General features: G+C 70.1%; 19 protein-coding genes. 7 read left to right on the plus strand and 12 right to left on the minus strand.

What is annotated here, in order from left to right; genetic code table 11:
* Positions 1-18 precede the first annotated feature (18 nt).
* Entirely contained in the window at positions 19-1,464 is a 1,446-nt protein-coding gene (locus VJT49_RS27060) for a lipase maturation factor family protein (protein ID WP_324167736.1), read from the plus strand.
* A gap of 185 nt (positions 1,465-1,649) precedes the next feature.
* Here VJT49_RS27060 and VJT49_RS27065 read toward each other — a convergent pair whose 3' ends face one another.
* The 3 genes from VJT49_RS27065 to VJT49_RS27075 form a co-directional block, all read right to left on the minus strand.
* A complete protein-coding gene (locus tag VJT49_RS27065; RefSeq protein ID WP_324167737.1) occupies positions 1,650-2,186 on the minus strand; it encodes a regulatory protein RecX in 537 nt (178 codons plus the stop codon).
* On the minus strand, positions 2,186-3,223 hold the full coding sequence (gene recA, locus VJT49_RS27070) for a recombinase RecA (protein ID WP_324167738.1): 1,038 nt from the start codon (positions 3,221-3,223) through the stop codon (positions 2,186-2,188). Before recA ends, VJT49_RS27065 begins: the two co-directional genes overlap by 1 nt.
* Positions 3,224-3,425: 202 nt before the next feature.
* Positions 3,426-3,620: a DUF3046 domain-containing protein gene (locus tag VJT49_RS27075; protein ID WP_324167739.1), complete on the minus strand. Its 195-nt coding sequence runs from the start codon at positions 3,618-3,620 to the stop codon at positions 3,426-3,428.
* A 131-nt stretch (positions 3,621-3,751) separates the two neighbouring features.
* Here VJT49_RS27075 and VJT49_RS27080 point away from each other — a divergent pair, with 131 nt between their 5' ends.
* Positions 3,752-3,874 (plus strand): hypothetical protein, encoded by a 123-nt coding sequence (locus VJT49_RS27080; RefSeq protein ID WP_324167740.1) that lies wholly within the window; start codon positions 3,752-3,754, stop codon positions 3,872-3,874.
* Here VJT49_RS27080 and VJT49_RS27085 read toward each other — a convergent pair whose 3' ends face one another.
* Complete coding sequence (locus tag VJT49_RS27085) at positions 3,875-5,698, minus strand: Hsp70 family protein (protein WP_324167741.1); 1,824 nt, start codon at positions 5,696-5,698, stop codon at positions 3,875-3,877.
* 445 nt (positions 5,699-6,143) lie between these two features.
* Between VJT49_RS27085 and VJT49_RS27090 the strand changes: the two genes are divergently transcribed.
* Positions 6,144-10,760, plus strand: a complete 4,617-nt coding sequence (locus tag VJT49_RS27090) for an ATP-dependent helicase (RefSeq protein ID WP_324167742.1) — start codon at positions 6,144-6,146, stop codon at positions 10,758-10,760.
* Between the two features lie 315 nt (positions 10,761-11,075).
* Here VJT49_RS27090 and VJT49_RS35475 read toward each other — a convergent pair whose 3' ends face one another.
* Entirely contained in the window at positions 11,076-11,351 is a 276-nt protein-coding gene (locus VJT49_RS35475; protein WP_414636098.1) for a type II toxin-antitoxin system VapB family antitoxin, read from the minus strand.
* Between VJT49_RS35475 and def the strand changes: the two genes are divergently transcribed.
* Positions 11,269-11,772, plus strand: coding sequence for a peptide deformylase (gene def / locus VJT49_RS27095; RefSeq protein WP_324167743.1), 504 nt, complete (start codon positions 11,269-11,271; stop codon positions 11,770-11,772). The two genes, VJT49_RS35475 and def, sit on opposite strands and share 83 nt — an antisense overlap.
* A 118-nt stretch (positions 11,773-11,890) precedes the next feature.
* On the opposite strand, the gene VJT49_RS27100 is transcribed toward def, so the two are convergent.
* The 3 genes from VJT49_RS27100 to VJT49_RS27110 form a co-directional block, all read right to left on the minus strand.
* Entirely contained in the window at positions 11,891-12,991 is a 1,101-nt protein-coding gene (locus tag VJT49_RS27100) for a GNAT family N-acetyltransferase (RefSeq protein ID WP_414636099.1), read from the minus strand.
* Between the two features lie 489 nt (positions 12,992-13,480).
* On the minus strand, positions 13,481-14,245 hold the full coding sequence (locus VJT49_RS27105; RefSeq protein WP_324167789.1) for a maleylpyruvate isomerase N-terminal domain-containing protein: 765 nt from the start codon (positions 14,243-14,245) through the stop codon (positions 13,481-13,483).
* Positions 14,246-14,297: 52 nt separating this feature from the next.
* Positions 14,298-14,801: an SAV_6107 family HEPN domain-containing protein gene (locus tag VJT49_RS27110; RefSeq protein ID WP_324167745.1), complete on the minus strand. Its 504-nt coding sequence runs from the start codon at positions 14,799-14,801 to the stop codon at positions 14,298-14,300.
* 920 nt (positions 14,802-15,721) lie between these two features.
* Between VJT49_RS27110 and VJT49_RS27115 the strand changes: the two genes are divergently transcribed.
* From VJT49_RS27115 to VJT49_RS27125, 3 genes are read left to right on the plus strand one after another with little or no spacing between them, the layout of a single operon-like run.
* A complete protein-coding gene (locus VJT49_RS27115) occupies positions 15,722-16,294 on the plus strand; it encodes a copper resistance CopC family protein (RefSeq protein ID WP_324167746.1) in 573 nt (190 codons plus the stop codon).
* Positions 16,295-16,343: 49 nt separating this feature from the next.
* The gene (locus tag VJT49_RS27120; protein ID WP_324167747.1) at positions 16,344-16,835 is read left to right on the plus strand and encodes a YbaK/EbsC family protein; all 492 of its coding nucleotides are present in this window, start codon (positions 16,344-16,346) and stop codon (positions 16,833-16,835) included.
* The gene (locus VJT49_RS27125) at positions 16,832-17,413 is read left to right on the plus strand and encodes an N-acetyltransferase (RefSeq protein WP_324167748.1); all 582 of its coding nucleotides are present in this window, start codon (positions 16,832-16,834) and stop codon (positions 17,411-17,413) included. The genes VJT49_RS27120 and VJT49_RS27125 overlap by 4 nt, the downstream gene beginning before the upstream one ends.
* A gap of 21 nt (positions 17,414-17,434) precedes the next feature.
* On the opposite strand, the gene VJT49_RS27130 is transcribed toward VJT49_RS27125, so the two are convergent.
* From VJT49_RS27130 to VJT49_RS27145, 4 genes are all read right to left on the minus strand, one after another.
* Positions 17,435-18,334: a DMT family transporter gene (locus VJT49_RS27130; RefSeq protein WP_324167749.1), complete on the minus strand. Its 900-nt coding sequence runs from the start codon at positions 18,332-18,334 to the stop codon at positions 17,435-17,437.
* Between the two features lie 145 nt (positions 18,335-18,479).
* Positions 18,480-20,153 carry a DUF885 domain-containing protein gene (locus VJT49_RS27135; RefSeq protein WP_324167750.1) on the minus strand — a complete coding sequence of 558 codons (1,674 nt, stop codon included), beginning with the start codon at positions 20,151-20,153 and terminating at the stop codon, positions 18,480-18,482.
* Between the two features lie 31 nt (positions 20,154-20,184).
* The gene (locus VJT49_RS27140; protein WP_324167751.1) at positions 20,185-21,069 is read right to left on the minus strand and encodes a methylenetetrahydrofolate reductase; all 885 of its coding nucleotides are present in this window, start codon (positions 21,067-21,069) and stop codon (positions 20,185-20,187) included.
* A 36-nt stretch (positions 21,070-21,105) separates the two neighbouring features.
* Entirely contained in the window at positions 21,106-22,101 is a 996-nt protein-coding gene (locus tag VJT49_RS27145) for a bile acid:sodium symporter family protein (RefSeq protein WP_324167752.1), read from the minus strand.
* Positions 22,102-22,215 lie beyond the last annotated feature (114 nt).

Here is a 22,215-nt window from a genome sequence, read left to right on the forward strand (position 1 = left end):
TTCCGCAGGGAGATCACGGTGCGATGGGACTGGTTCACCGATCCTGACTACTGGGCGTCCCGGCTCGCGTTCCAGCGGATGCTCGCGGCGATCTACCTCGTCGCGTTCCTGGTCGCGGCGAACCAGTTCCGTGCGCTGATCGGCGAGAACGGCCTCCTGCCGGTGCCGAGGTTCCTGCACCGGGTGCCGTTCCGCCGGGCGCCGAGCCTGTTTCACCTGCACTACTCGGACCGGTTCTTCGCCGCCGTAGCCTGGGCGGGTGCCGTGGTATCGGCCGCGCTCGTGCTCGGGCTGTTCGACTCGACGCCGGTGTGGGCGGGCATGCTCGCGTGGGCCGTGCCGTGGGTGCTGTACCAGTCGATCGTCAACGTCGGGCAGACCTGGTACGGATTCGGCTGGGAATCGCTGCTACTGGAAACCGGTTTCCTCGCGATCTTCCTCGGACCCGCCGACACCGCGCCACCGGTGCTCGTGCTGTGGTCGCTGCTGTGGCTGCTGTTCCGGCTCGAGTTCGGCGCCGGCATGATCAAGATGCGGGGCGACGCCTGCTGGCGCGATCTGACCTGCCTGTACTACCACCACGAGACCCAACCCATGCCCGGCCCGCTGAGCTGGTACTTCCACCATCTGCCCCAGCCACTGCACAAGGCCGAGGCGCTGGCGAGCCATTTCACCCAACTGGTCGTGCCGTTCGTGCTGTTCGCCCCGCAGCCTGCCGCCGGAATCGCCGCCGCGTGCGTGATCGTCACGCAGGGCTGGCTGGTACTCAGCGGGAATTTTTCCTGGCTCAACGTACTCACGATCACGCTTGCGGTGTCCGCTTTGGACACTTGCGTGCTCCGGATCGCGCCCCCTCCGCTCGCCGAGCTGCCCACCTGGCACCGGGCCCTCGTCATCGGCGTGACGGTGCTGCTCCTGGTGCTCAGCTACCGGCCCGCGCGGAACCTGGTCTCTCGGCGGCAGTTGATGAACTACAGCTTCGACCGGCTGCACCTCGTGAACACCTACGGCGCGTTCGGCGCGATCACGAAAGTGCGGCACGAGGTGGTCATCGAAGGCACGGACGAACCCGAAATCACCCCCGACACCGTGTGGCGGGAATACGAGTTCAAGGGCAAGCCGGGGAACCCGCGCCGACGGCCACCTCAGATCGCGCCGTACCACCTGCGGCTGGACTGGATGATGTGGTTCGCCTCGCTTTCCCCGCGCTACAGCGAATCCTGGCTGCCAGGACTGACCGAAAAGCTTCTGACGGCCGACCGGCACACGCTCAAGCTGCTCAGGCACGACCCTTTCGGCGGCTCACCGCCAACCTTCGTGCGCGCCCAACTCTTCCGCTACCGCTACACCACTTGGCGGGAGCGGCGGGAAACCGGCGCTTGGTGGGTGCGCGAGCCGCGAGGTCGCGCGCCGCGAATCGGACGGCTCGGTCCGGACGGCGCGGTCGTCGTCCGGACCGAGTAGGAATGAGGGGTGGACGGCGTGCAACCCGCGGCCCTGGCGAAACTGGTGGAACGGTGGTCCCGCGGCCGAGAAGAAGACAGGGGACATCATCACCTGCGGGTTGTTCTCGCATCATCGCTCAAACCCAGCGCTCCTGAACTCTGGCGTGGCGCGGTCAGATTTCGGCGTCTTGCCGCTGCACGCGGTCAGTCGGGGACCGAGTCGTCGAGGAGGGTTGACTCGGCGCCCGCGTTCTTGAGCTCGTCGCGAACCACCGAGTAGGCGAGACCTTGCGGGTAGCCCTTGCGAGCGAGCGTGCCGAGCAGCCGCCGGATGGCGGTTTGCTCGTCGACGCTGGTCATCGAGCGGAGCCGCTTACGCACCAGTTCGCGGGCGCGCTGCTCCTCCGATTCCCGGTCGATCTCCCCCGCCGCGCGCACCGCCACATCGCCGTCGACGCCCTTGCGCTTGAGCTCGGCGACGAGCGTGCTCTTCGCCAGGCCCTGATAGGTGTGGCGAGAACGCACCCACTGTTCGGCGAATGCCGCGTCGTCGACCAGTTTCGCGTTGTCCAGTTTGCCCAGCAGGCTTTCCCGGAGTTCCTCGTCGAACCCCTTGCGGCGCAGCGCCTGCCGGAGCTCCTCCTTGGTGTGAGGGCGGGCGGCCAGGAGATCGAAGCAGATCTCCTTGGCCTTCTTCCACGCCTCTTCCGGAAAAAGCTCCCCCGGATCGACCTTCGCCATCAGAAGTCGACTGGAGCCGGTGCGGCCTCCGAGTCCACCTGCGGCCCGATGCCGAGCTTCTCCTTGATTCGTTTCTCGATCTCGTTGGCGATGTCGGGGTTGTCGCGCAGGAACTTTCGCGCGTTCTCCTTGCCCTGGCCGAGCTGGTCGCCCTCGTAGGTGTACCAGGCGCCGGACTTGCGCAGGATGCCCTGGTCGACACCCATGTCAATGAGCGAACCCTCGCGGGAGACACCCTGGCCGTACAGGATGTCGAACTCGGCCTGCTTGAACGGCGGCGCGACCTTGTTCTTCACCACCTTGACCCGGGTGCGGTTACCGACCGCCTCGCCGCTGTCCTTGAGCGTCTCGATCCGCCGGACGTCCAACCGGACCGAGGCGTAGAACTTCAGCGCCTTGCCACCGGTCGTCGTCTCGGGGCTGCCGAACATCACGCCGACCTTCTCGCGCAACTGGTTGATGAAGATCGCGGTGGTGCCGGAATTGGACAGCGCGCCGGTGATCTTACGCAGCGCCTGGCTCATCAGGCGGGCCTGCAGACCCACGTGCGAGTCGCCCATCTCGCCTTCGATCTCGGCGCGGGGCACCAGCGCGGCGACCGAGTCGATCACCAGGATGTCCAGCGCGCCGGAGCGGATCAGCATGTCCGCGATCTCCAGCGCCTGCTCACCGGTGTCCGGCTGGGAGACCAGCAGCGCGTCGGTGTCCACGCCGAGCGCCTTGGCGTACTCCGGGTCGAGCGCGTGCTCGGCGTCGATGAAGGCAGCGATACCGCCCGCCTTCTGCGCGTTGGCCACCGCGTGCAGGGCGACAGTGGTCTTACCGGAGGACTCCGGTCCGTAGATCTCCACGATGCGGCCGCGGGGCAGGCCGCCGATACCGAGTGCGATGTCGAGGGCGATGGCGCCGGTCGGGATGACCGCGATCGGCGCGCGACCCTCGTCACCGAGGCGCATCACCGAACCTTTGCCGTACTGCTTGTCGATCTGGGCCAGGGCAAGCTCGAGCGCCTTGTCCCGGTCTGGTGCTGCGGGCATGGGAATCCACCTCGCTGTCAGAGCCTGTGGGGGCTGTTACGGGTTTTGAGCTGTTGGCCCGACGCTACGGGCGGGGTACGACAATTTCCGGAGTCTGGCGTCCGACCGGCCCGGAGCTGCCGGTACCCCACACGATAGACGAACACCTGTTCGAGGCAAGTACTGACACGCCGCGGCGACGGACTTTTTCGGCGACCCGGGTTCACCGGCGCTCGGCCGGGATGTCGAACGCCAGGCAGACCTCCCGCCAGATCTCCTTCGCGGGGATCCCCGCCGCCAGCGCCTGCTCGACGGTACGCCCGTCCAGCCCGCTGAAGACGTGGTCCTTGGCCAGCACTTCGGCCCGGCCCGGGCCGAACTCGTCGGCCATCAACCTGCGGAACACGGTGATACGCACCAGAAACAGGGTAGCCGCGCGCAGCGCGTCCGTTGAGGGTGGTGGTGGGCCGGCGGGCGGGGAGGGTAGCCGCGCGCAGCGCGTCCGTTGAGGGAGGTGGCGGGCCCGGCGCGGGGAAGTACCGTGAAGACATGCTCGCACAGGACATGCCCGCCTGGGGGTCGACCGTGCTGACCCTGGCCTCCGCCGCGGTGCTGCTCGGGGCGCTGGTCGTCGCCCTGCGTGCGCTGTGGAATCTCCGCAACCGGAGATAGCTACTCACCCGGCTGGACGGTCCGCTCGAAGTAGTCGGCCAGCTTGGCCGCGGTGAGCGGGATCTGCCCGCTGCCGGGCTTCTGGTAGATCACCCCGGCCAGCGGGCGGTCGGAAACGGTGAACACCAGAACCGCGGAGGTCGTCCCGGACGCCGAGGAGTAGGCGCCGGTCAGTCCGTTGCCCTGCCAGGCGGCCCGCACCTGGTCCCCGCCCACGACGCTGAGCAGCCGGTCGGTGTAGTCCGTGACCGCGCCCTGCGACACCCCGTGCACGTAGGTCACCTGCGCACCGGCCAGTGCGGGTGCGGAGCAGGTGGCCAGCACGCCGATGTTCGTCCCGGAAGGCGGCGCGATGTCCCCGGTGCCCGCGCCCGCGGCGCACTGCCCGTCGGCGATCCGGCCGGCGAGCTGGCGCAGGCAGCCGGTGAACCCTGTGGTGTCGGGCTGCCCCGGCTGGGCGCACTCCGCCGCCGTGTAGGTGGTGGCCGAGGACCTCGACGGCCGGAACAGGTAGGCCGCCCCGGCGGCGAGCAGCACGACCACCGCCGCGGCGATGCCGATCACCAGCTTCCTCCGGCTCCTTCGGGCCGGCCTGGCCACCGGGACGAACGGGAAGTTCGAGGGCGCCGGAAACGCTTGCGGCGGCGGAAACGGGCCGGGCACGGGCGCGACGGGCGGCGCCGCGTAGGGGGCCGGGGGGAGCCCGCCGCCGGCCACGACCTGGCCTTCCACGTTCTGGGTGCGCATACTGACGCCGTCCCGGTTCACATGGTGCGCGCCGAGGGCGACCGCGGTCTCCGGCTGGTCGAGGCTGGCCGGCACCACGCCGAGGTTCTCCGCGATCATCGTGCCGACCAGCGGGAGCCTGCTGGACCCGCCGACCAGGTAGATGCCGGCGAGCCGATCCGGCGTCAGCCCCGCCGCACGCACCGTCCTCGCCAGCAATTCGACGCTGCGCAGCATCGCCGGCCGTACCAGTGCCTCCAGCTCGGCACGGGTGACCAGCACGTCGGTGAACGGCTCCGGCATCGGCACCTCCGTCTGCGGATGCCGGGAGAGCGCTTCCTTCGCGGCCCTCACGTCCTCCTGCAGGGTGCGGCGGGTGCGCCGGTCCGCGGTGGACCCGGGGCGAAGCAGCCGCTGCCAGCGTTGCGGGTCGCGGTGCGAGACCTCCCTGCCGACATGCACCAGCAGCGCCTGGTCGACGTCAAGGCCACCGAGGTCGGGCAGGCCGTCTTCGGCGAGCACGGTGAACCCGCTCTGGGTCGCGCCGACCACGGCGACGTCGAAGGTGCCCGCCCCGAGGTCGTAGACGGCCAGCGCCTGGCCGGGAACCAGCGCCCGGCCCGGAAAGGACGCGAAGTGCGCGGCGGCCGCGACCGGCTCGGGCACCAGTAGCACGTTGCCACGGATCCCGGCCAGCCTCGCGGCGGCCAGCAGGACGTTCCGCCGGACCGGGCCCCACTGCGCGGGATGGGTCAACCTGACCTCTTCGGGGTGCTCGCCGCCGAGCTGGCGGGTGGTCTCGTCGAGCACCCGGCGCAGGACCGCGGCCAGCGCCTCGTTCACCGGCACGACGTCCTGACCGAGCAGCAGGGTCTGCTCGTCGACGCGGCGCTTGGGATTGGGCTCGAACCGGGTGGGATCCAGGCGGGCCCGGCGTTCGGCGTCGCGGCCGACCACCAACGTGCCGTCCTCACCGGCGAACACCGCCGACGGCATCGTGGCCGAGCCGTCCACCTCGACCACGCGCGGAGGCATGCCATGCGCGGAGAGCACGGCGACGGTGTTGGACGTACCAAGATCCACCGACAGCACCCGCACGGCATTCCCTCCCCGATTCACCCAAGCCGGACGTGATGCTGCCATGCCGGGCCGCCCGGTGGGCGTGGTCTCCCCGAAAAGGCTGGGCAACCCGCCGGTGGGCGGTCCGGAGAACGATGCTGCCGGGTACGCCGGCGAAACCCCGATGGGCACTTGGCGCTCGACAACAACCGCGTACGGGGGCGAGGAGGCAGGCCGCCATCTCGGTTACCGGAAACCGGCAATCAATGTCGCGGCCTGGCTACCCGCACACGTGCTTTGAACCATGTTGCCGGGTACGCCGACGAAACCCCCGATAGACACCTGGCGCTCGACAACAACCGTGTACGGGGGCGGGGGGCAGGCCGCCATCCTGGTCACCGGAAACCGGCAATCAACGCCGCGGCCTGGCTGCCCGCACACGTGCTCGACCAAAACTGTCGGTGGGTGGGTTCAAGATGGAGTCATGGGCGACGAGGTGCTCCACCTGTTCTCCCCCGCGACCCGGGACTGGTTCGCGGGGGCCTTCGCCGCGCCGACCGAAGCCCAGTCGGGCGCATGGCAGGCCGCGCGGGCGGGCGAGCACGCCCTGGTGGTGGCGCCGACCGGGTCCGGCAAGACCCTCGCGGCCTTCCTCTGGGCGCTGGACCGGCTGGCCGTCGGTCCACCCCCGGAAAGCCCCGCGAAACGCTGCCGGGTGCTGTACGTGTCGCCGTTGAAGGCGCTGGCCGTGGACGTCCAGCGCAACCTGCGGGCGCCGCTGGCGGGGATCTCGCAGGCCGCGCGCAGGCTGGGCCGGACACCGCCGGAGATCAGCGTCGGCATGCGCACCGGTGACACCCCGGCGGCGGAACGCCGGTCCTTCGGCCGGACACCGCCGGACATCCTGGTCACCACGCCGGAGTCGCTGTTCCTCATCCTCACCTCATCGGCCAGGGAGTCTTTGCGCGGGGTGGAAACGGTGATCGTCGACGAGGTGCACGCCGTGGCGGGCACCAAACGCGGGGCGCATCTCGCGTTGTCCCTGGAACGGCTCGACGCGCTGCTGTCCCGTCCCGCGCAGCGCATCGGGCTGTCCGCCACCGTCCGTCCGGTCGACGAGGTGAGCGCGTTCCTCGGCGGCGTGCGGCCGGTACGGGTGGTGCGGCCGGAACCACGGAAGACGATCGAGGTCCGGGTCGAGGTTCCGGTTGCGGACATGGGAAATCTCGACGCGCCCGCCGCCCCGGTGGAGTCCTTGCCCCTGCCGTCGGAAGGGGGGATCGGCACGCAGGAAGAGATCGCCGGATCCGCCGTTCAGCGACCGTCGATCTGGCCCGCGGTCGAACAGCGGGTGCTCGAACTCCTCCGCGAGCACCGGTCCACGATCGTGTTCGCCAACTCGCGCAGACTCACCGAACGGCTCACCGCTCGGCTCAACGAGCTGGCCGCCGAGCAGACCGAGCTGCAACCTGGACAGCGCTTTCCGGCCGAGGCGATCGGAGAGTCCGGGCTCACCACCGGCGCGGCCGCGACCATCGCCAAGGCGCACCACGGCTCGATGTCCCGGGAGCAGCGCACGCAGGTGGAGGAGGAGCTGAAGTCCGGACGGCTGCCGTGTGTGGTCGCCACCTCCTCGCTCGAACTCGGCATCGACATGGGCGCGGTCGACCTGGTGGTACAGATCGAGGCGCCGCCGACGGTGGCCTCCGGGCTGCAACGGATCGGCCGCGCGGGGCACCACGTCGGCGCGGTGTCGACCGGGGTGATGTTCCCGAAGTTCCGCGGCGACCTCGTCTCGTGCGCGGTGGTGTCCGAACGGATGACCGGCGGCGCGATCGAGGCGGTGCGTTGTCCGCGGAATCCGCTCGACGTGCTGGCCCAGCACGTCGTGTCGATGGTGGCCTTGGAGCCGTGGACGGTCGACGACCTCGCCGCCACCGTGCGGCGGGCGGCGCCGTTCACCGCGCTGCCGGACGACGCGCTGCTGGCCGTGCTCGACATGCTGGCCGGCCGCTATCCGAGCGAGGAGTTCGGGGAGCTGCGGCCACGGATCACCTGGGACAGGGTGACCGGTGAACTGCGCGGGCGTCCCGGCGCGCAGCGGCTCGCGGTCACCTCGGGTGGCACCATTCCCGATCGCGGCCTGTTCACCGTGATGACGCCAGGCGATGGGGAGGCTCCCGGTTCACGGGTCGGCGAGCTGGACGAGGAGATGGTCTACGAGTCCAGGGTCGGCGACACCATCCTGCTGGGCACCTCCTCGTGGCGGGTCACCGACATCACCCATGACCGGGTGATCGTGGTGCCGGCGCCCGGCGAGCCGGCCCGCATGCCGTTCTGGAAGGGCGACGCGCCGGGCAGGCCGCTGGAGCTCGGCAGGGCGCTGGGCGCGTTCGTCCGCGAACTGTCCACATCGGACGGGCTGAAGGCCAGGACGCGGGCCGAAGCGGCCGGGCTCGACGAGCGCGCCCGTGACAACCTGCTGGCGTACCTGGAAGAACAACGAGCCGCGACCCGGCACATCCCCAACGACCGCACCATCCTGCTGGAACGTTTCCGCGACGAGCTCGGCGACTGGCGCATCGTGCTGCACTCGCAGTTCGGCGCGCAGGTGAACGCACCGTGGGCGCTGGCGATCGCGGCCCGGCTGCGAGAGAACCGCGGGGTGGACGCGCAGGTCATGCACTCCGACGACGGCATCGTGCTGCGCCTGCCGGACGCGCTGGACAGCGACGGCGGCGAAGTCACGGTCGGCGCCGAGGACGTGCTGATCGATCCCGACGAGGTGGAGCAGCTGATCGTGGCCGAGGTCGGCGGCTCGGCACTGTTCGCGGCACGGTTCCGGGAGTGCGCGGCGCGGTCGCTGCTCCTTCCGCGCCGGGATCCCCGGCGGCGCACCCCCTTGTGGCAGCAGCGGCAGCGGGCGTCGCAACTGCTGGCCGTGGCGGCCAAGTACGAACGGTTCCCGGTCGTGCTGGAGGCCATGCGGGAGTGTCTCCAGGACGTCTACGATGTGGGCGGCCTACGAGAGCTGATGACCGACGTGCGCGCGCGGCGGGTGCGGGTCGTGGAGGTGGAGACGCAGTCCGCGTCTCCGTTCGCCCGCAGCCTGATGTTCGGTTATGTGGGCATGTTCCTGTACGAGACGGACGCGCCGCTGGCCGAGCGGCGTGCGGCCGCGTTGTCGCTGGATTCCGCGCTGCTGGCGGAACTGCTGGGCACCGAGGCGATCCGGGAACTGCTCGACGCCGAAGTGGTCGGCCAGATCGAGCGTTCCCTGCAGCGGCTCGACCCGGAGCGGCACGCCCGGGACGTGGAGGACGCGGCCGACCTGCTCCGGTTCCTCGGCGACCTGTCCGAGGAGGAGGCCACCGCTCGCGGGGTCCGGCCGGAATGGCTGTCCGAACTGGTCTCCCGGCGGCGCGCGATCCGGGTCCGGATCGCCGGCGAGGAGCGCGTGCTCGCGATCGAGGACGCCGGCCGGGTCCGGGACGCGCTCGGGGTCGCGTTGCCCATCGGTGTGCCGGAGGCGTTCACCGAACCGGTCGCCGATCCGCTGGGCGACCTGCTGGCCCGCTACGCGCGCACGAGGGGTCCGTTCCCGGCCAGACAGGCCGCCGAACGGTTCGGTCTCGGCACCGCCGTGGTCGGGGGCGTCCTGGACCGCCTGACCGCCGAGGGCCGGCTCGTGCGTGGTGAGCTGAGCCCGGTCGGCCATCCGGATTCACCTGGCGTGGGCACGGAGTACTGCGATGCGGCTGTCCTGCGCCGGCTCCGCCGAGCCTCGCTGGCGAGGCTCCGCGCCGAGGTGGAACCGGTGGAACCGGCCGCGCTCGGGCGGTTTCTGCCGTCCTGGCACGGGGTCGGCGGCAGGATGCGTGCCGCGCCGACGGCGGATGACGTGCTCTCGGTCGTCGAACAGCTGGCCGGGGCGCCACTGCCGGCCAGTGCGGTGGAGTCGCTGATCCTGCCCAGCAGGCTGCCCGGTTATTACCCAGCTCTGCTGGACGAGTTGACCATCGCCGGCGAAGTCACCTGGGCGGGCTGCGGCGCGCTGGCCGGCGGCGACGGGTGGCTCGCGCTGGCACCGGCGGACGTCGCGGACCTGCTGCTGCCAGAACCGGACGAGCAGGCGCCGTCCGGTCCGCTGCACGGCGCAATCTTGTCTACTTTGGATGGTGGAGCGCAGTTCTTCCGCCAGATGGTCGACCGGGTCTCCCTACTGGTCGACCAGGCCCCGAACGACGCCGACGTGGTGGCGGCACTGTGGGATCTGGTCTGGGCCGGCCAGGTCACCGGCGACACGCTGGCGCCGCTGCGCGCGCTGGTTTCCGGCCGCGGCGCGACGCACAAGCCACGCCAGTCCGCGCCCCGTGGTCGCTACGCGCGGATGCGGGCCGGCCGGCCCGCCATGCCGTCGCGAACCGGGCCGCCGACGGTGGCGGGCCGGTGGGCGCTGACCCCGCCCCGCGAAGTGGATCCCACGCGGCGAGCCCATGCGCGCACCGAAGCGTTCCTGGAACGGCACGGCGTGCTCACCCGTGGTGCGCTGGAGACCGAACGGGTCACGGGCGGATTTTCCGCGATCTACAAGGTGCTTCGCGGCATGGAGGATTCCGGGCAGGTCATCAGGGGCTATGTCGTCGAGGGACTCGGCGCCGCCCAGTTCGCCGCCCGCGGTGCCGTGGACCGGCTCCGCGCGTTTTCCGACCCGACCGGTTCCCGGCGGGCGCTCGACGCGATCGTTCTCGCCGCGACCGATCCCGCTCAGCCCTACGGCGCCGCGCTGCCCTGGCCCGCTCCGGCCGGCGACACCAAGCATCGCCCGGCACGGAAGGCAGGCGCACTGGTCGTGCTCGTGGACGGGATTCCGGTGCTCTACGTCGAGCGCGGCGGCCGCTCGCTACTGTCGTTCACCGATGAGGAACCAGCCCTGCGCGCGGCCGCCAATGCCCTCTCACAAGCGGTCCGGGAAGGCTGGCTGGGTCAACTCTCCGTGCAACGAGCCGACGGCGAGCACGCGCTGACTTCGGCCCTCGCCGCTGTCCTGCGCGACGCCGGCTTCCGCGCCACCCCGAAAGGACTCCGGCTCCGAGCGTGAAGCGGTGTTCAGCCACGCATCAAGCTGTTCATCCAGTTCGTCTCGATGCGCGGGGGTGGCCGAAAACAGAAACTCAGTGCGGGTCGGCTCGCATACCCTGAACATGCCGGCGGCTGTGTGCCTATCCCTGCGACGCAGGGCGCCCGGCACGCCGAACAGCTACCACAAAGCAGACGTATCCAGTAGATACGAGATCGCTCGAAAGCCGCCCGGCGGGCTTCCTCGGCAGCCGCCTGAGCGGCAACTGGCTTGTCAAAGTCGCCTCACGCTCCCCGCGCGGCGAGGTCCTCGAAGGCTTCGAGCCGCTTCACCCGATCAGCGTAGGATCGCAGGGGCGGCGTTCACCGTCTGCGTCTTGGTCGTGGTACCCGTGAGGCGCATGGCCGCGGCCAATGCTTCATGATCGAGGTCGATCTGCGTTACGGACATAGGGATCACCTCCATGTTGAATGTTGGTGACGTACCAAGATAGGACACGTCACCAACACGAGGCGAAGGATCTGGATCGATGGCGATGCGGGAACTGCGGTACTTCGGGGATCCGGTGCTCAAGACGCCCTGTGACCCGGTGACCCGCTTCGACAAGGCCATCGAGTCGCTGGTGACCGACCTGCTGGACACCGTCAAACCGGCGGGTCGGGCCGGGCTGGCCGCGCCGCAGATCGGGGTGGGTCTGCGGGTGTTCAGCTACGACGTGGACGACCAGTTCGGCTACGTGATCAACCCCGAGATCGTGGAACTGTCCGAAACCACGCCTGAGATCGACGAGGGCTGCCTGTCGGTGCCGGAACTGTGGTTCCCCACCGTCCGTGCCGAACGCGCGGTGGTTCGCGGTGTCGATCTGCGCAACGAACCCGTGGTGGTGGAAGGGAAAGGCGTCATGGCGCAGTGCCTGCAGCACGAGACGGACCACCTCGACGGGCTGCTGTACCTCGACCGGCTGACCAAGGACCGCAAGCGGCAGGCGATGCGGGAGGCCAGGAACAAGGCCTGGTTCTGGAACCGCCGTTAGTACTACAGGGCTGGATCGACTTCAGTCTGGCGATAGCTCCTGGTCGCAACCCTGTGGACAGTTGGGCGCTTGCGGCATCGCCGCAGGTCACACCCAGAATATTCGTTCACCCGCCTGGCTAGACCTCGCCCAGAGCGCGCGGCGTGGCACCCTGGGGGATGGCGATCCGGATCAGGCCCTCTTCCTCCGGTTGCTCGGGGACGAGTCCGGCGCGCACCGCGGTACGAAAGATCCCGTCGCGGCCAGGCAGGGACATGGCCACCAGTTTCCGGTGCCCGCGTGCCGCGGCCAGTACGGCCAGCCTCGCCATCAGCGCGCTGCCGATCCCCTTGCGCTGCCAGGCGTCCTCGACGAGCAGGGAGACCTCCGCGATTTCACCGGTCGCCCCGCCGATGAACTGCCCCAGCCCGACAACCTCTTTCCCGCAAATCGCGAGCAGGCTGAGGCCGCGCGGCGGCATGAGCAACCGGTGCAGCCAGCGGCGGGGCATGCTGCGCGCTCCGGCCTGATAACGCTGGAACAGGGTGTCCGCCGAGCATCGGGCGTGCAGCGCCAAGACCGCGTCGGCGTCGCCGGGCTGTCCGTTCCGAAGAACGATCATGGCCCCGTCGGTGCAGGTCACCACGCTCGACCTGGCGACATTCGTCCGCGCACTCTCCAGCAGGCCCAGCAGCGCCTCCGCCCTGGCGACCTCCAATTGTACGAAGGGCGCCCACCGGCGGCGGGCGACGAACGCACGCTTGCCGTCGACGGCGAAGGCCATCCGATGGCCGCCCTCGGTCCGTGCGGGATTCGCCTCGGCGAGCGGCACGACGGTCACCAGGTCGGCGGCCAACACCTCCCGCAGCACTTCCGCGGACCGCGCCGGGTCGTCGACAGCCCGGCTCGCGGCAGTGAGGGTGGCAGCGGAGGCGTCCACCAATTCGCGCACATCCGCGTCGGTGATGCCGGAGCAGCCGCAGCCTTCCTCTCGGACGGCCTTGATCAGCTGCGTCTTGGTCAGCCCGGCGGCCGGCTTGATCACGACCTCGTCCAGCACGCCTCCCGGCACCGGAAGCACTGTCAGGCCCAGGATGTTGCACTCCAGGTCCGCCATCCGGATCGCGATCCTGGCCAGCATGCCGGGCCGGTCGTCCATCCGAATCCGCACTCGCCAGGTAGCCCAGGAAGTCTCGTCCTCCGCGGCCGAAGACCAGGCCTGCGGCGGTCTTTCCGGCATCGGGGCGGTCGGGGTCCGGTGAGCACGTCGAATCTCCATTCGGTAACGATCCCGCCTGAGTGTTGCGGATCGAGGACCCGAATGTTTCGCGATTGTCAGCGTTGGACCGGGGTGCGCAATCCCGCCGAAACAAGCATGAAAACGTTGTTCAGTCCGAGAAGACGAATTCAGGCCGCGAAGCTCGCGCAGCCGCTCGGGTGCCCCCGCCATCCCCTTCACGGAATCCACGACTATCACGGCGACCGCCCCGGTCGCGGTGTAGCTCGGCACCTCCTTGTCCTTGGCCTGGAGCTCCGGCACGAAGACCAGGTCGAGCGTACGACCGTCGGACGTCGGCGCACGCACGACGCTGTCATCGCCGGCTTCCCGGCCCAGCAGTCTCGCCCTGAATTCGGCCGGCCTCCGCCGAGAGACCGCGTCGATGGCCAACCACTTCAGTACCGGCATGGCTCCCGTGTCTGTCCAGCAGCGCTTCCCCACGTACTGGATTCATCGGGTGGCCAGCCTCAGCAGTGCCCACAGTTGCGCGATGGCATCGGGATCGCCGTCCCAGGTGACCGCGTGGTGCCCGACCCGGCCCCACAGCCACAGGTACAGCGACGTCGGCGAACCGGACACGATGGCCTCGGCCCGCTCGGCTTCGGCGGTCGAGCAGTGCCAGGCGACCGTCTCCTCCGGCCCCGCCCGCGCGATCCAGGTGTGCCCGGCGGTCCGCAGTGCGACGGACCTGGTCGTGGTCCCGGACAGGCCGAGCATCGGCAAGCGCCGCCCGAACCACACCGCCAGCACCTCGTCCACGCCGTCGACGGCGATGTCCTCGGCGATCTCGGTGAGGCCTGGGCCGGCCGCGCTTTCGACGTCCGTGCGATGGATGGTGGTCTCGTGCGCCATGCGGCGGGACCAGAACCAGTAGGTCCGATCCGCCGGCCACCAACTGGCCGCGAAGCTGCCAGGCTCGTGCGCGGTCAACTCGCCGAGCAGTTCCGCCAGCCCTGCTCGCAGGAAGTCCTCGAGCGACTGGCCCGGCTCCGGGTCCTGCTGCCATTCCCAGGGCCGTCGCCCTTCGGTGATCCACAGCCGCGCGACCCGGTAGACGCCGCCAACGTGCCGGATCACCTCTCCGATGGTGAATCCCGGGCAGGCCGGCACCGGCGTGCCGGCCGGTGCGGCGCGGGCGGCACCGGTGAGCAGTTCCGCCTCCGTGCTCAGGGCCTCGAGCAGCCTGCCGTGGTCGATCAACGCCTGTCCCGGCATCACGTGCCCGTCTTCGTGCGGCCTCGCGGCGAGATCCGATCCGGACACGCGGTCACGGCTCGCCTCGGCCGGCGCGACGCGATTTCGCTTCCCGTTGCGCGGGGATGAAGCCGCTGGCCCGGCCGCCGCGCACCACCCGGTCGACGATCTCGAGGAACTGCCCGGCCTGCCGGAGCAGGTCGTCGGCCGCCCTCGTGGTGATCCGGCGCGTGATGCCGGCCTGCGCCGCGGCTTGCGCGGCCGAGTTCGCGGCGAAGAACGCGGCCCACTCGCCCAGCTCGGGTGCGGCGGATTCGAGCAGCACCCAGACGCTGGCCGGCCGGGCGCGGCCCCGGTGCGGCCGGCCACGAGCGGAGAGCACGGCCGCGCCCGCGCGCAGCGCCGCCAGGTACGAGGCGATGAACCGAGGTACGGGCTCCAGCACGTCCTCGGCTTCGGCGAGCCCGCGCCGGGCCTCGGCGAGCAGGCTCAGTGCGGCGGACGGCGCGGGTGGCGACGCCGGAAACGGCAGTTCCGGCTGCCCGGCTCCGGCGCGGGATGCGATGGCAACGGACATTGCCCCTCCCTGCTTGACGGATCGATGGCGGTACCCCGGCGCCGAAACGCTTCCCCCGTCCCCACACCGGGGTACCTGACCGGCGAGCGCTCACCGGATCTCGAACCTTTGTTCGAGCAAGTTCAGCGTAACTTCGAACACGTGTTCGTTCAAGTCCCGCATCGGGTTCGGACAGGACGTCACACGATCGGATGAGAACGCGACAGCCGGGAACCACACGCGCGCGGAAAACGACCTCCATGGAGTCACGCCGGGCCGGTCCGCCCCAGCGCCCACCTGCCCGGCGTCACATTCCGGTTCACCGAGCAATCGGGTGAAGGCACCTGTACCGGCCTCGAGAGGAGATTCGGATCAAGCACGGATGCCGCGGAACCGGCAAGAGCTGTGGGTGCTGCGAGAACTGCAAGTAGGAATTGGCACCCCACCACTCAGTCAAGGCAGGAGGTGACCTGATGCGCTGCACGGACTGCAACTGCGGCGGAACGAAGAACTGATCGCGACGCTCCTTCAAGCTCGACAGGGACACCCCCAGGGCGGCGAGCACGACAGGCGGCTCGACCGCTGCCGGACTCGTCGACCTGGGGACACCCGGATCTGCCTAGATCCTGGTCACCTTCACTCCGCTGCTTCGCGCCTTCTGCGCGACGGCCCGCTCAGCGCGATACGCCTGATCGCATACCCCGCGGTTGCGGGCAACGAAACCGGAATCCGAGTGGCGCTCGCCGGGGGGACACAGATTGGTCGCGTGGCACCTCCCGGCCGCACGACGTCAAGCCCCAGCGGTCGCCGCGCGGCCGGTGGTACGTCAAATGCCGGAGATCGGGCTCGTCGGCCAAGATCGGCCGATAGCGTCAAAGACCGTTAAAAGCCCATTGCAACCACGCGGGAACTTTCCGGCCGGGCCGGACGACCTGCACGGCATGATGCTCAGGCGCATATCCGCCGCCCTCGCGCTGACCGGCCTCGCGATGGTGGCCGCCCCGTTCCCGGCGCTGGCCCACACCGAACTCGACAGCAGTGACCCGGCCGAAGGCGCCTCGCTGGCCGCCGCGCCCACCCAGGTCCGGCTGAAGTTCGCCGAGGCCGTCACGCTTCCCGCCGACCCGATCCTGGTCACCGGACCGGGCGGCGCGAAGTGGACGGTCGGCAAGGCCAGCACCGCGGGACCGGTGGTCAGCGCCCCCGTCGAAGCGACCGGTCCCGCGGGCCCGTACGTGCTCGACTACACCGTGATCTCCGACGACGGGGATCAGGTCAAGGGCACCGTCCACTTCACGCTGACCGCCGCGGCGGGCGCCTCGAGCAGCGCGGCGACATCGTCGGCGGCCCCGTCGAACGCACCCTCCACCGCGCCCGCTTCGCCGAGCCCGACCGCCCAGGCGAGTCAGCCCAGCAGTGGCTTCCCCGCCTGGGCGTGGATTCTCGTCGTCGTGGTGGTCGCGGTGGTGGTCGGTGGGCTGCTTGTCGCACGCAGCCGCCGCTCATCGGGGTAACCCGGGATACGCCGTCGCCCACCGCGGCGGTACGTGATCTCATAAACCCATGAGCAGCCTCGAGCATCCCGCGGTCGCGAAGGTGGCCGCCGCCCTGGCCGAAGCGGGCCTACATCGTGCCGCCGAAGGAATCCGCGTTTTACCCGCCGAGGTACGCACCGCGGCGCAGGCCGCCGAGGCGCTCGGGGTGGCGGTCGGCGCGATCGCCAACAGCCTCGTGTTCCGCACGAACTCCGGCGAGCCGCTGCTGGCCATGACCTCCGGGGCTCACCGGGCGGACACCGCCACCCTGGCCGCCCTGGCCGGCGCCTCGACGGTGGAGAAAGCGGACCCGAAGTTCGTCAAGGAACACACCGGGCAGGTCATCGGCGGCGTCGCGCCGGTGGGCCACCCCCGGGTGTTGACCACTTTCGTCGACACCGCGCTCGAAGGCTATGCGGTCAGCTGGGCCGCCGCCGGGCACGCCAGGTCGGTGTTCCCGACCACCTACGCCGATCTCCTGGCGCTGACCGGCGGACGCGCGGTGGAGCTGGGATCATGACCGCCGTGTCCCCCCGGCCCTCGCGAGCCATCCAGTTCGTCCGGCTCTCCCCGGACGAATTCCGCACCAGGCTGCGCGAAGCGCTCGCGATCTACGTGCAGGCGATGCGCTACCCGTCGGGCACGGCGGAGCAACGCGCCCCGATGTGGCTCACCCACGCGCTACGCGAGGGCTGGCGCGGTGTCGCGGCCCTCGACGCCGACGGCACGATGCTCGGCGTCGCCTACGGGTACCGCGGCAGCCCCGGGCAGTGGTGGCACGAGCAGGTGCGGCGCGGGCTGGTGCGAGAGGCGGGCGAGGAGGTCGCCACCGCCTGGCTGACCGACTACTTCGAGCTGACCGAGATCCACGTCCGCCCGCGGAACCAGGGCCACGGCATCGGCGAGGACCTGCTACGCATGCTGCTCGACGGGGTACCGAACCGGCACGTGCTGCTGTCCACTCCGGAGGGACCGAGCCGGGCGTGGAAGCTGTACCGGCGGGTCGGCTTCGGTGACGTGCTGCGCGACTACCACTTCGCCGGCGATCCACGCCCGTTCGCGATCCTCGGCCGTACGTTGCCGTTGCCCGCCGGATAGCTCCGGCGGGCAAAAAGGCGCCTATCCCCGCGAGTAACCGATGCCGAGCGCGGCCACCAGCAGACCGGTGCCGCACCAGCCGGTCACGCCGAGCTGGTCGTGCAGCAGGAACGCCGACAGCACGGCGGCCGTCAACGGTTCGAGCAGAGCGGAAAGCGCTGTCACGACGGGTGGCGCGTGCCTGAGCCCGCGGAAGTACGCGGCGTAGGCGACGGCCGTCGGCACGATCCCGAGGTAGCACGCCGCACCGAACACGTCGAGCCGCAGTGGCAGTGCCATGCCCGACCAGAGCGCGGCCGGGGCCAGGAGCAGTCCGCCGACGAGCAGCCCGAATGCCGTGGTACGCAAGGGATCCAGGCCGTCGACCGGACTGCGGGACAGCAGGGTGAGCGTGCCGAATCCGGTGGCGCACAACAACGCCAGCGCCACCCCGCCCACGAGCCGCCACCCGCCCGCGATGCCTTCCGGCGACCACGTCAGCAGCACCAGGCCGAACACCGCGCCGGTGATCGAGACGATGGTGGTGTTGCCTGGTCTGCGCCGCTCCCGGACCGAAGTGGCCAGTGCCACGAAGACGGGCACGCTGCCGATGGTGATCATCGTCGCGATGCTCACCGAGGTCAGGGAAACCGCGGCGAAATAACAAGCCTGGAACAGTCCGAGCAGGACTCCGGCGGCGAGCAACCGCCGCACCAGCGGAATGGTCCAGATCATTTGTCGCAGGCCGCCGGAGAGGGCGAGGAAGACCATCATGGCGCCGCCGCCGAGCAGCAGCCGGTAGGTCGCGACGGGCAACGGCCGCAAGCCCGCCTTGGCGGCGAGGAGGGAACCGGACAGACCGCCGGTGCCCCACAGGATTCCGGCGAGGATCAGCGCGCTCGCCGACCGGCCGCGCGCGGGCGCGGCAAGAAAAGTGGGCATGAAGAAATCGCTCCAGCGTCGATGGGTCGATGGACGACGCGGGGCGAGAGGGCGCGGACGCGCCCGGGCTCGGGAGAAGGTGCTCGCCCCGCTCAGGAGCGGGGCGGTGGGGTGACGCGGAAGATCCGGTGCATGGAAAGAAACCCTAGTCCAGGGCGGCGAGTTGTTCGCGGAGTGTATCCAAACCCATACCGCCCAGCCGCAGCGCGCGGGTGTGGAACTCCTTGATGTCGAAGGAATCCCCTTGCCGCTGCCGCGCCTCTTCGCGCGCCTGGAGCCACAGCCGTTCCCCGAGCTTGTATGCGGGGGCCTGGCCCGGCCAGCCGAGGTAGCGATCGATCTCGTCCCGAACGTACGCCTCGTCGATGACCGTGCGGGTCAGCAGGAACTCGAGCCCGAGCTCGGGGGTCCAGCGCTCGCCCTCGTGGAACGCCGTGCCCGACGGGATCTCCAGCTCCAGGTGCATGCCGAAGTCCACGACCACCCGAGCGGCGCGAAAGAGCTGCTCGGACAGCATGCCCAGCAGCTCACCGGGGTCGGAGAGATAGCCGAGGTCCCGCATCAGGCGCTCGGCATACAGCGCCCAGCCTTCGGCATGCCCGGAGGTGAACGCCAGCAACCGCTGGAACCGGTTCAGCGAGGCGCGCTGGTACACCGCGGTCGCGATCTGGAGATGGTGGCCCGGCACGCCCTCGTGGTAGACAGTGCTGACCTCACGCCAGGTGACGAACTCCTCCTTGCCCGGCGGAAGCGACCACCACATCCGGCCCGGTCGCGAGAAGTCCTCGTCCGGGCCCGTGTAGTAGGCGCCGACGCTCCCACCCGGCGGAGCGATCCGGCATTCCAGGGCCATCAGTTCGTCGGGGATGTCGAAGTGCTTGCCGCGTAACTCGGCCAGCGCCGTGTCGGACAGCCGCTGCATCCACTGCTCGAAGGCCTGCCTGCCCCGCACGCGGTAGCGCGGATCCTCGTCCAGCACCGACGCGGCCTCGCCGGCGGTGGCGCCCGGCTTGATCTTGCCGGCCACCTCGCGCATCTCGGCCTCGAGCCGGGAGAACTCGCCCCAGCCCCATTCGTAGGCCTCACGCGGGTCGAGCGCGGCGCCGATGAAATACCGCGACCACAGCCGATACGCGTCCTCGCCGACCGCGTCCTTGACCTTGGCCTTGGGCGCCAGCTCCGCGCGCAGGAACCCGGCGAGCTCGGCGTAGGCCTCCCGCGCAGCGCGGGCTCCCCGCTCGAGATCCGCCCGCAACGCCTCACGCACGTCCCCGGCGGCGGCGATCATCGTCTGGAAGTAGCCGTCCTCGCCGCTGAGCCCTGCCCAGGTTTCGGCCTGCTCGGCCACCTTGGTGACCTGCCGCAGCGCGGGCGCGTTGCCCGCGTCGGCCGCGGCGAGCAGGGACACGCGGACCCCGGCGAGGGAGTCGGGGACACTGGCCAACCGGGTCGCGATCGTGGCCCATTGTTCCGGGGTGTCCGTGGGCATCATGTCGAACACGATCCGCACGTCCTGGACGGGGCTGGCGATCGTGTTGAACGAAGCCAGGTCCAGGCCCGCTTCGTGGATCTCCAGGTCCAACCCGACCCGCTCGGTGAACACCGCCTTGGCCGACCGCTCGCCGTCATCGCCCGGTTCCACGGCCCGGACGGCCTCCAGCGTGCGTTTGGCCAGCTCGGCCCGTGCGGCGTGCCCGTCCGGGGAGTAGTCCGTCAGCTTGTCGTCGTAGCCGGGAATGCCCCAGGCCGTGGCGGCGACGGGGTCGGCGGCGGCGAGTTCCTCGACAAAGGCGTCGCAGATCTGGTGGACGGAGGCCATGCCCCCCAACCTAGCGGGTGTTGCAACGGGGTTAAATCCGAAGCGGGACCAGGCCGAGCCGGTTCACCACCTCACGGGTGGCCTTGGACCGGTTGAACGTGTAGAAGTGCAGGTCCGGCACGCCTTCGGCGATCAGCCGTTCGCACAGCTCGGTGACCACGTCCAGCCCCTCGGCACGGAACGCCTTCGGGTCGTCGGCCAGCGGCTCGAGCCGGTTGAGCAGCTTGCTCGGGGCCGGGGCACCGGAGAGCCGGATGGTGGTGTGCAGGGTGCGCGGCGTGGTCAACGGCATCACGCCGGGGATCAGCAGGGCCGTGCAGCCGGCGGCGGCGACCCGGTCCCGGAGCCGGAGGAAGTCCTCGGCCTCGAAGAACAGCTGTGCGATGGCGAAGTCGGCGCCGGCCGTGAACTTGCGGACGAGGTACTGGGTGTCGGTCTCCAGATCGGGCGAGCGCGGGTGCCCGTAGGGAAATGCGGACACGCCGACGCAGAAGTCGCCGAGCGAGCGCACCAGGGCGACGAGTTCCTCGGCGTAGCTCAGGCCCTGCGGATGCCGCACCCACTCGCCGTAGGGGTCGCCGGGCGGGTCACCGCGGAGGGCGAGGATGTTGCGCACGCCGACGGCCGCGTACCAGCCGATGACGTTGCGCAGCTCGGCCAGGGAGTGGTCGACGGCGGTGAGGTGAGCCATCGGCACGAGCGTGGTCTCCGTGGCCACCCGGGCGATGCTGCGGATCGTTCCGTCACGGCTCGACCCGCCCGCCCCGTAAGTGATCGACATGTACGCCGGGTCGAGCGGCTCCAGCTCGCGGATCGACCGCCACAGCACCGACTCGTCGGCCGCGTCACGCGGCGGGAAGAACTCGACGGAGAAAGCCGTTCTTTTGCCTTGCAACCGCTCCACGACCGACGTCATGGGGGTCATGGTATTCCAGACCAGGGAGCGGGTTGGCTATGTGGGAGCGAACTCTCTGTCCTCGCCCCGGACAGCCCAGCGCCGCGCGAGCACCGCGCAGATCATCAGCTGCGCCTGGTGGAACAGCATCAGCGGCAGCACGATCAGCCCGACGGCGCCGGCCGGGAACAGCACCGTCGCCATCGGCAGGCCGCTGGCCAGGCTCTTCTTCGACCCACAGAAGACGATGGCGATCTGGTCGGCGCGGGAGAAGCCGAGCCGCGATGTCGCGAGTTTCAGCACGCCCAGCACCGCGAAGAACAGCGCCACGTTGACCACGAGCAGCCCGCCCAGCGCGAGCAGGCTGATCTCGTGCCAGATCCCGGCCACCACGCCCTCGCTGAACGCCGTGTAGACGACGATGAGGATGGTGGTCCGGTCGGCGCGGCCGACGATCTTCTTGTGCGCCGCGATCCAGCCACCGATCCAGCGCCGCGCGAACTGGCCCGCCACGAACGGGGCCAGCAGTTGCAGCGCGATCGAGGTCAGCGAGTGCAGGGAGAACCCGGCGCCGGTGGTGTTCAGCAGCAGCCCGACCAGCAACGGGGTGACCACGATGCCGACCAGGCTGGAGAAGGAGGCGGCGCAGATGGCCGCTGCCACGTTGCCTCGCGCGATCGAGGTGAACGCGATCGAGGACTGCACGGTCGAGGGCAGGGTACACACGAAGATCACCCCTGCCGCGAGCGTCGGCGTCAGCACCGCGGGCACCAGCAGCCGGGTGGCCAGTCCCAGCAACGGGAACAGCACGAAGGTGGCGGCGAGGATGGTCAGATGCAGCCGCCAGTGCCGCAGCCCGGCCAGCGCCTCCGAAGTGGACAGCCGCGCCCCGTAGAGGAAGAACAGCACGCCCACGCCGATCGAGCTCACCGTCGACGCGATCTCGGCACCCTGGCCGCGCGCGGGCAGCAGGCAGGCGATCCCCACGGTCGCCAGCAGGGCGAGGATGAACGGGTCGATCCGAAGTTTGGCGAGCACGGCGGCACCGCGCATGGAGTCTCCCTTCCCCGGGGCCACGGGGAACCCCCGTAAAGCACCGCACGAACGTCACCGTCAATCCTCCGGGGTACCCGGTGGATTGTGAAGTATGATCGCTGCCATAACTGT

The sequence above is a fragment of the Amycolatopsis sp. genome, assembly GCF_035276945.1.
Classification (GTDB): Bacteria; Actinomycetota; Actinomycetes; order Mycobacteriales; family Pseudonocardiaceae; genus Amycolatopsis_E.

Excerpts from the sequence above, each read along its gene's own strand:
- VJT49_RS27065 (WP_324167737.1), bottom strand. The coding sequence starts at position 2,186 with ATGGCGAAGGTCGATCCGGGGGAGCTTTTTCCGGAAGAGGCGTGGAAG.
- recA (WP_324167738.1), bottom strand. The coding sequence starts at position 3,223 with ATGCCCGCAGCACCAGACCGGGACAAGGCGCTCGAGCTTGCCCTGGCC.
- VJT49_RS27080 (WP_324167740.1), top strand. The coding sequence starts at position 3,752 with ATGCTCGCACAGGACATGCCCGCCTGGGGGTCGACCGTGCTGACCCTG.
- VJT49_RS27090 (WP_324167742.1), top strand. The coding sequence starts at position 6,144 with ATGGGCGACGAGGTGCTCCACCTGTTCTCCCCCGCGACCCGGGACTGG.
- def (WP_324167743.1), top strand. The coding sequence starts at position 11,269 with ATGGCGATGCGGGAACTGCGGTACTTCGGGGATCCGGTGCTCAAGACG.
- VJT49_RS35475 (WP_414636098.1), bottom strand. The coding sequence starts at position 11,351 with ATGGCCTTGTCGAAGCGGGTCACCGGGTCACAGGGCGTCTTGAGCACC.
- VJT49_RS27100 (WP_414636099.1), bottom strand. The coding sequence starts at position 12,991 with ATGCCGGAAAGACCGCCGCAGGCCTGGTCTTCGGCCGCGGAGGACGAG.
- VJT49_RS27105 (WP_324167789.1), bottom strand. The coding sequence starts at position 14,245 with ATGCCGGGACAGGCGTTGATCGACCACGGCAGGCTGCTCGAGGCCCTG.
- VJT49_RS27110 (WP_324167745.1), bottom strand. The coding sequence starts at position 14,801 with ATGTCCGTTGCCATCGCATCCCGCGCCGGAGCCGGGCAGCCGGAACTG.
- VJT49_RS27115 (WP_324167746.1), top strand. The coding sequence starts at position 15,722 with ATGATGCTCAGGCGCATATCCGCCGCCCTCGCGCTGACCGGCCTCGCG.
- VJT49_RS27120 (WP_324167747.1), top strand. The coding sequence starts at position 16,344 with ATGAGCAGCCTCGAGCATCCCGCGGTCGCGAAGGTGGCCGCCGCCCTG.
- VJT49_RS27125 (WP_324167748.1), top strand. The coding sequence starts at position 16,832 with ATGACCGCCGTGTCCCCCCGGCCCTCGCGAGCCATCCAGTTCGTCCGG.
- VJT49_RS27130 (WP_324167749.1), bottom strand. The coding sequence starts at position 18,334 with ATGCCCACTTTTCTTGCCGCGCCCGCGCGCGGCCGGTCGGCGAGCGCG.
- VJT49_RS27135 (WP_324167750.1), bottom strand. The coding sequence starts at position 20,153 with ATGGCCTCCGTCCACCAGATCTGCGACGCCTTTGTCGAGGAACTCGCC.
- VJT49_RS27140 (WP_324167751.1), bottom strand. The coding sequence starts at position 21,069 with ATGACGTCGGTCGTGGAGCGGTTGCAAGGCAAAAGAACGGCTTTCTCC.
- VJT49_RS27145 (WP_324167752.1), bottom strand. The coding sequence starts at position 22,101 with ATGCGCGGTGCCGCCGTGCTCGCCAAACTTCGGATCGACCCGTTCATC.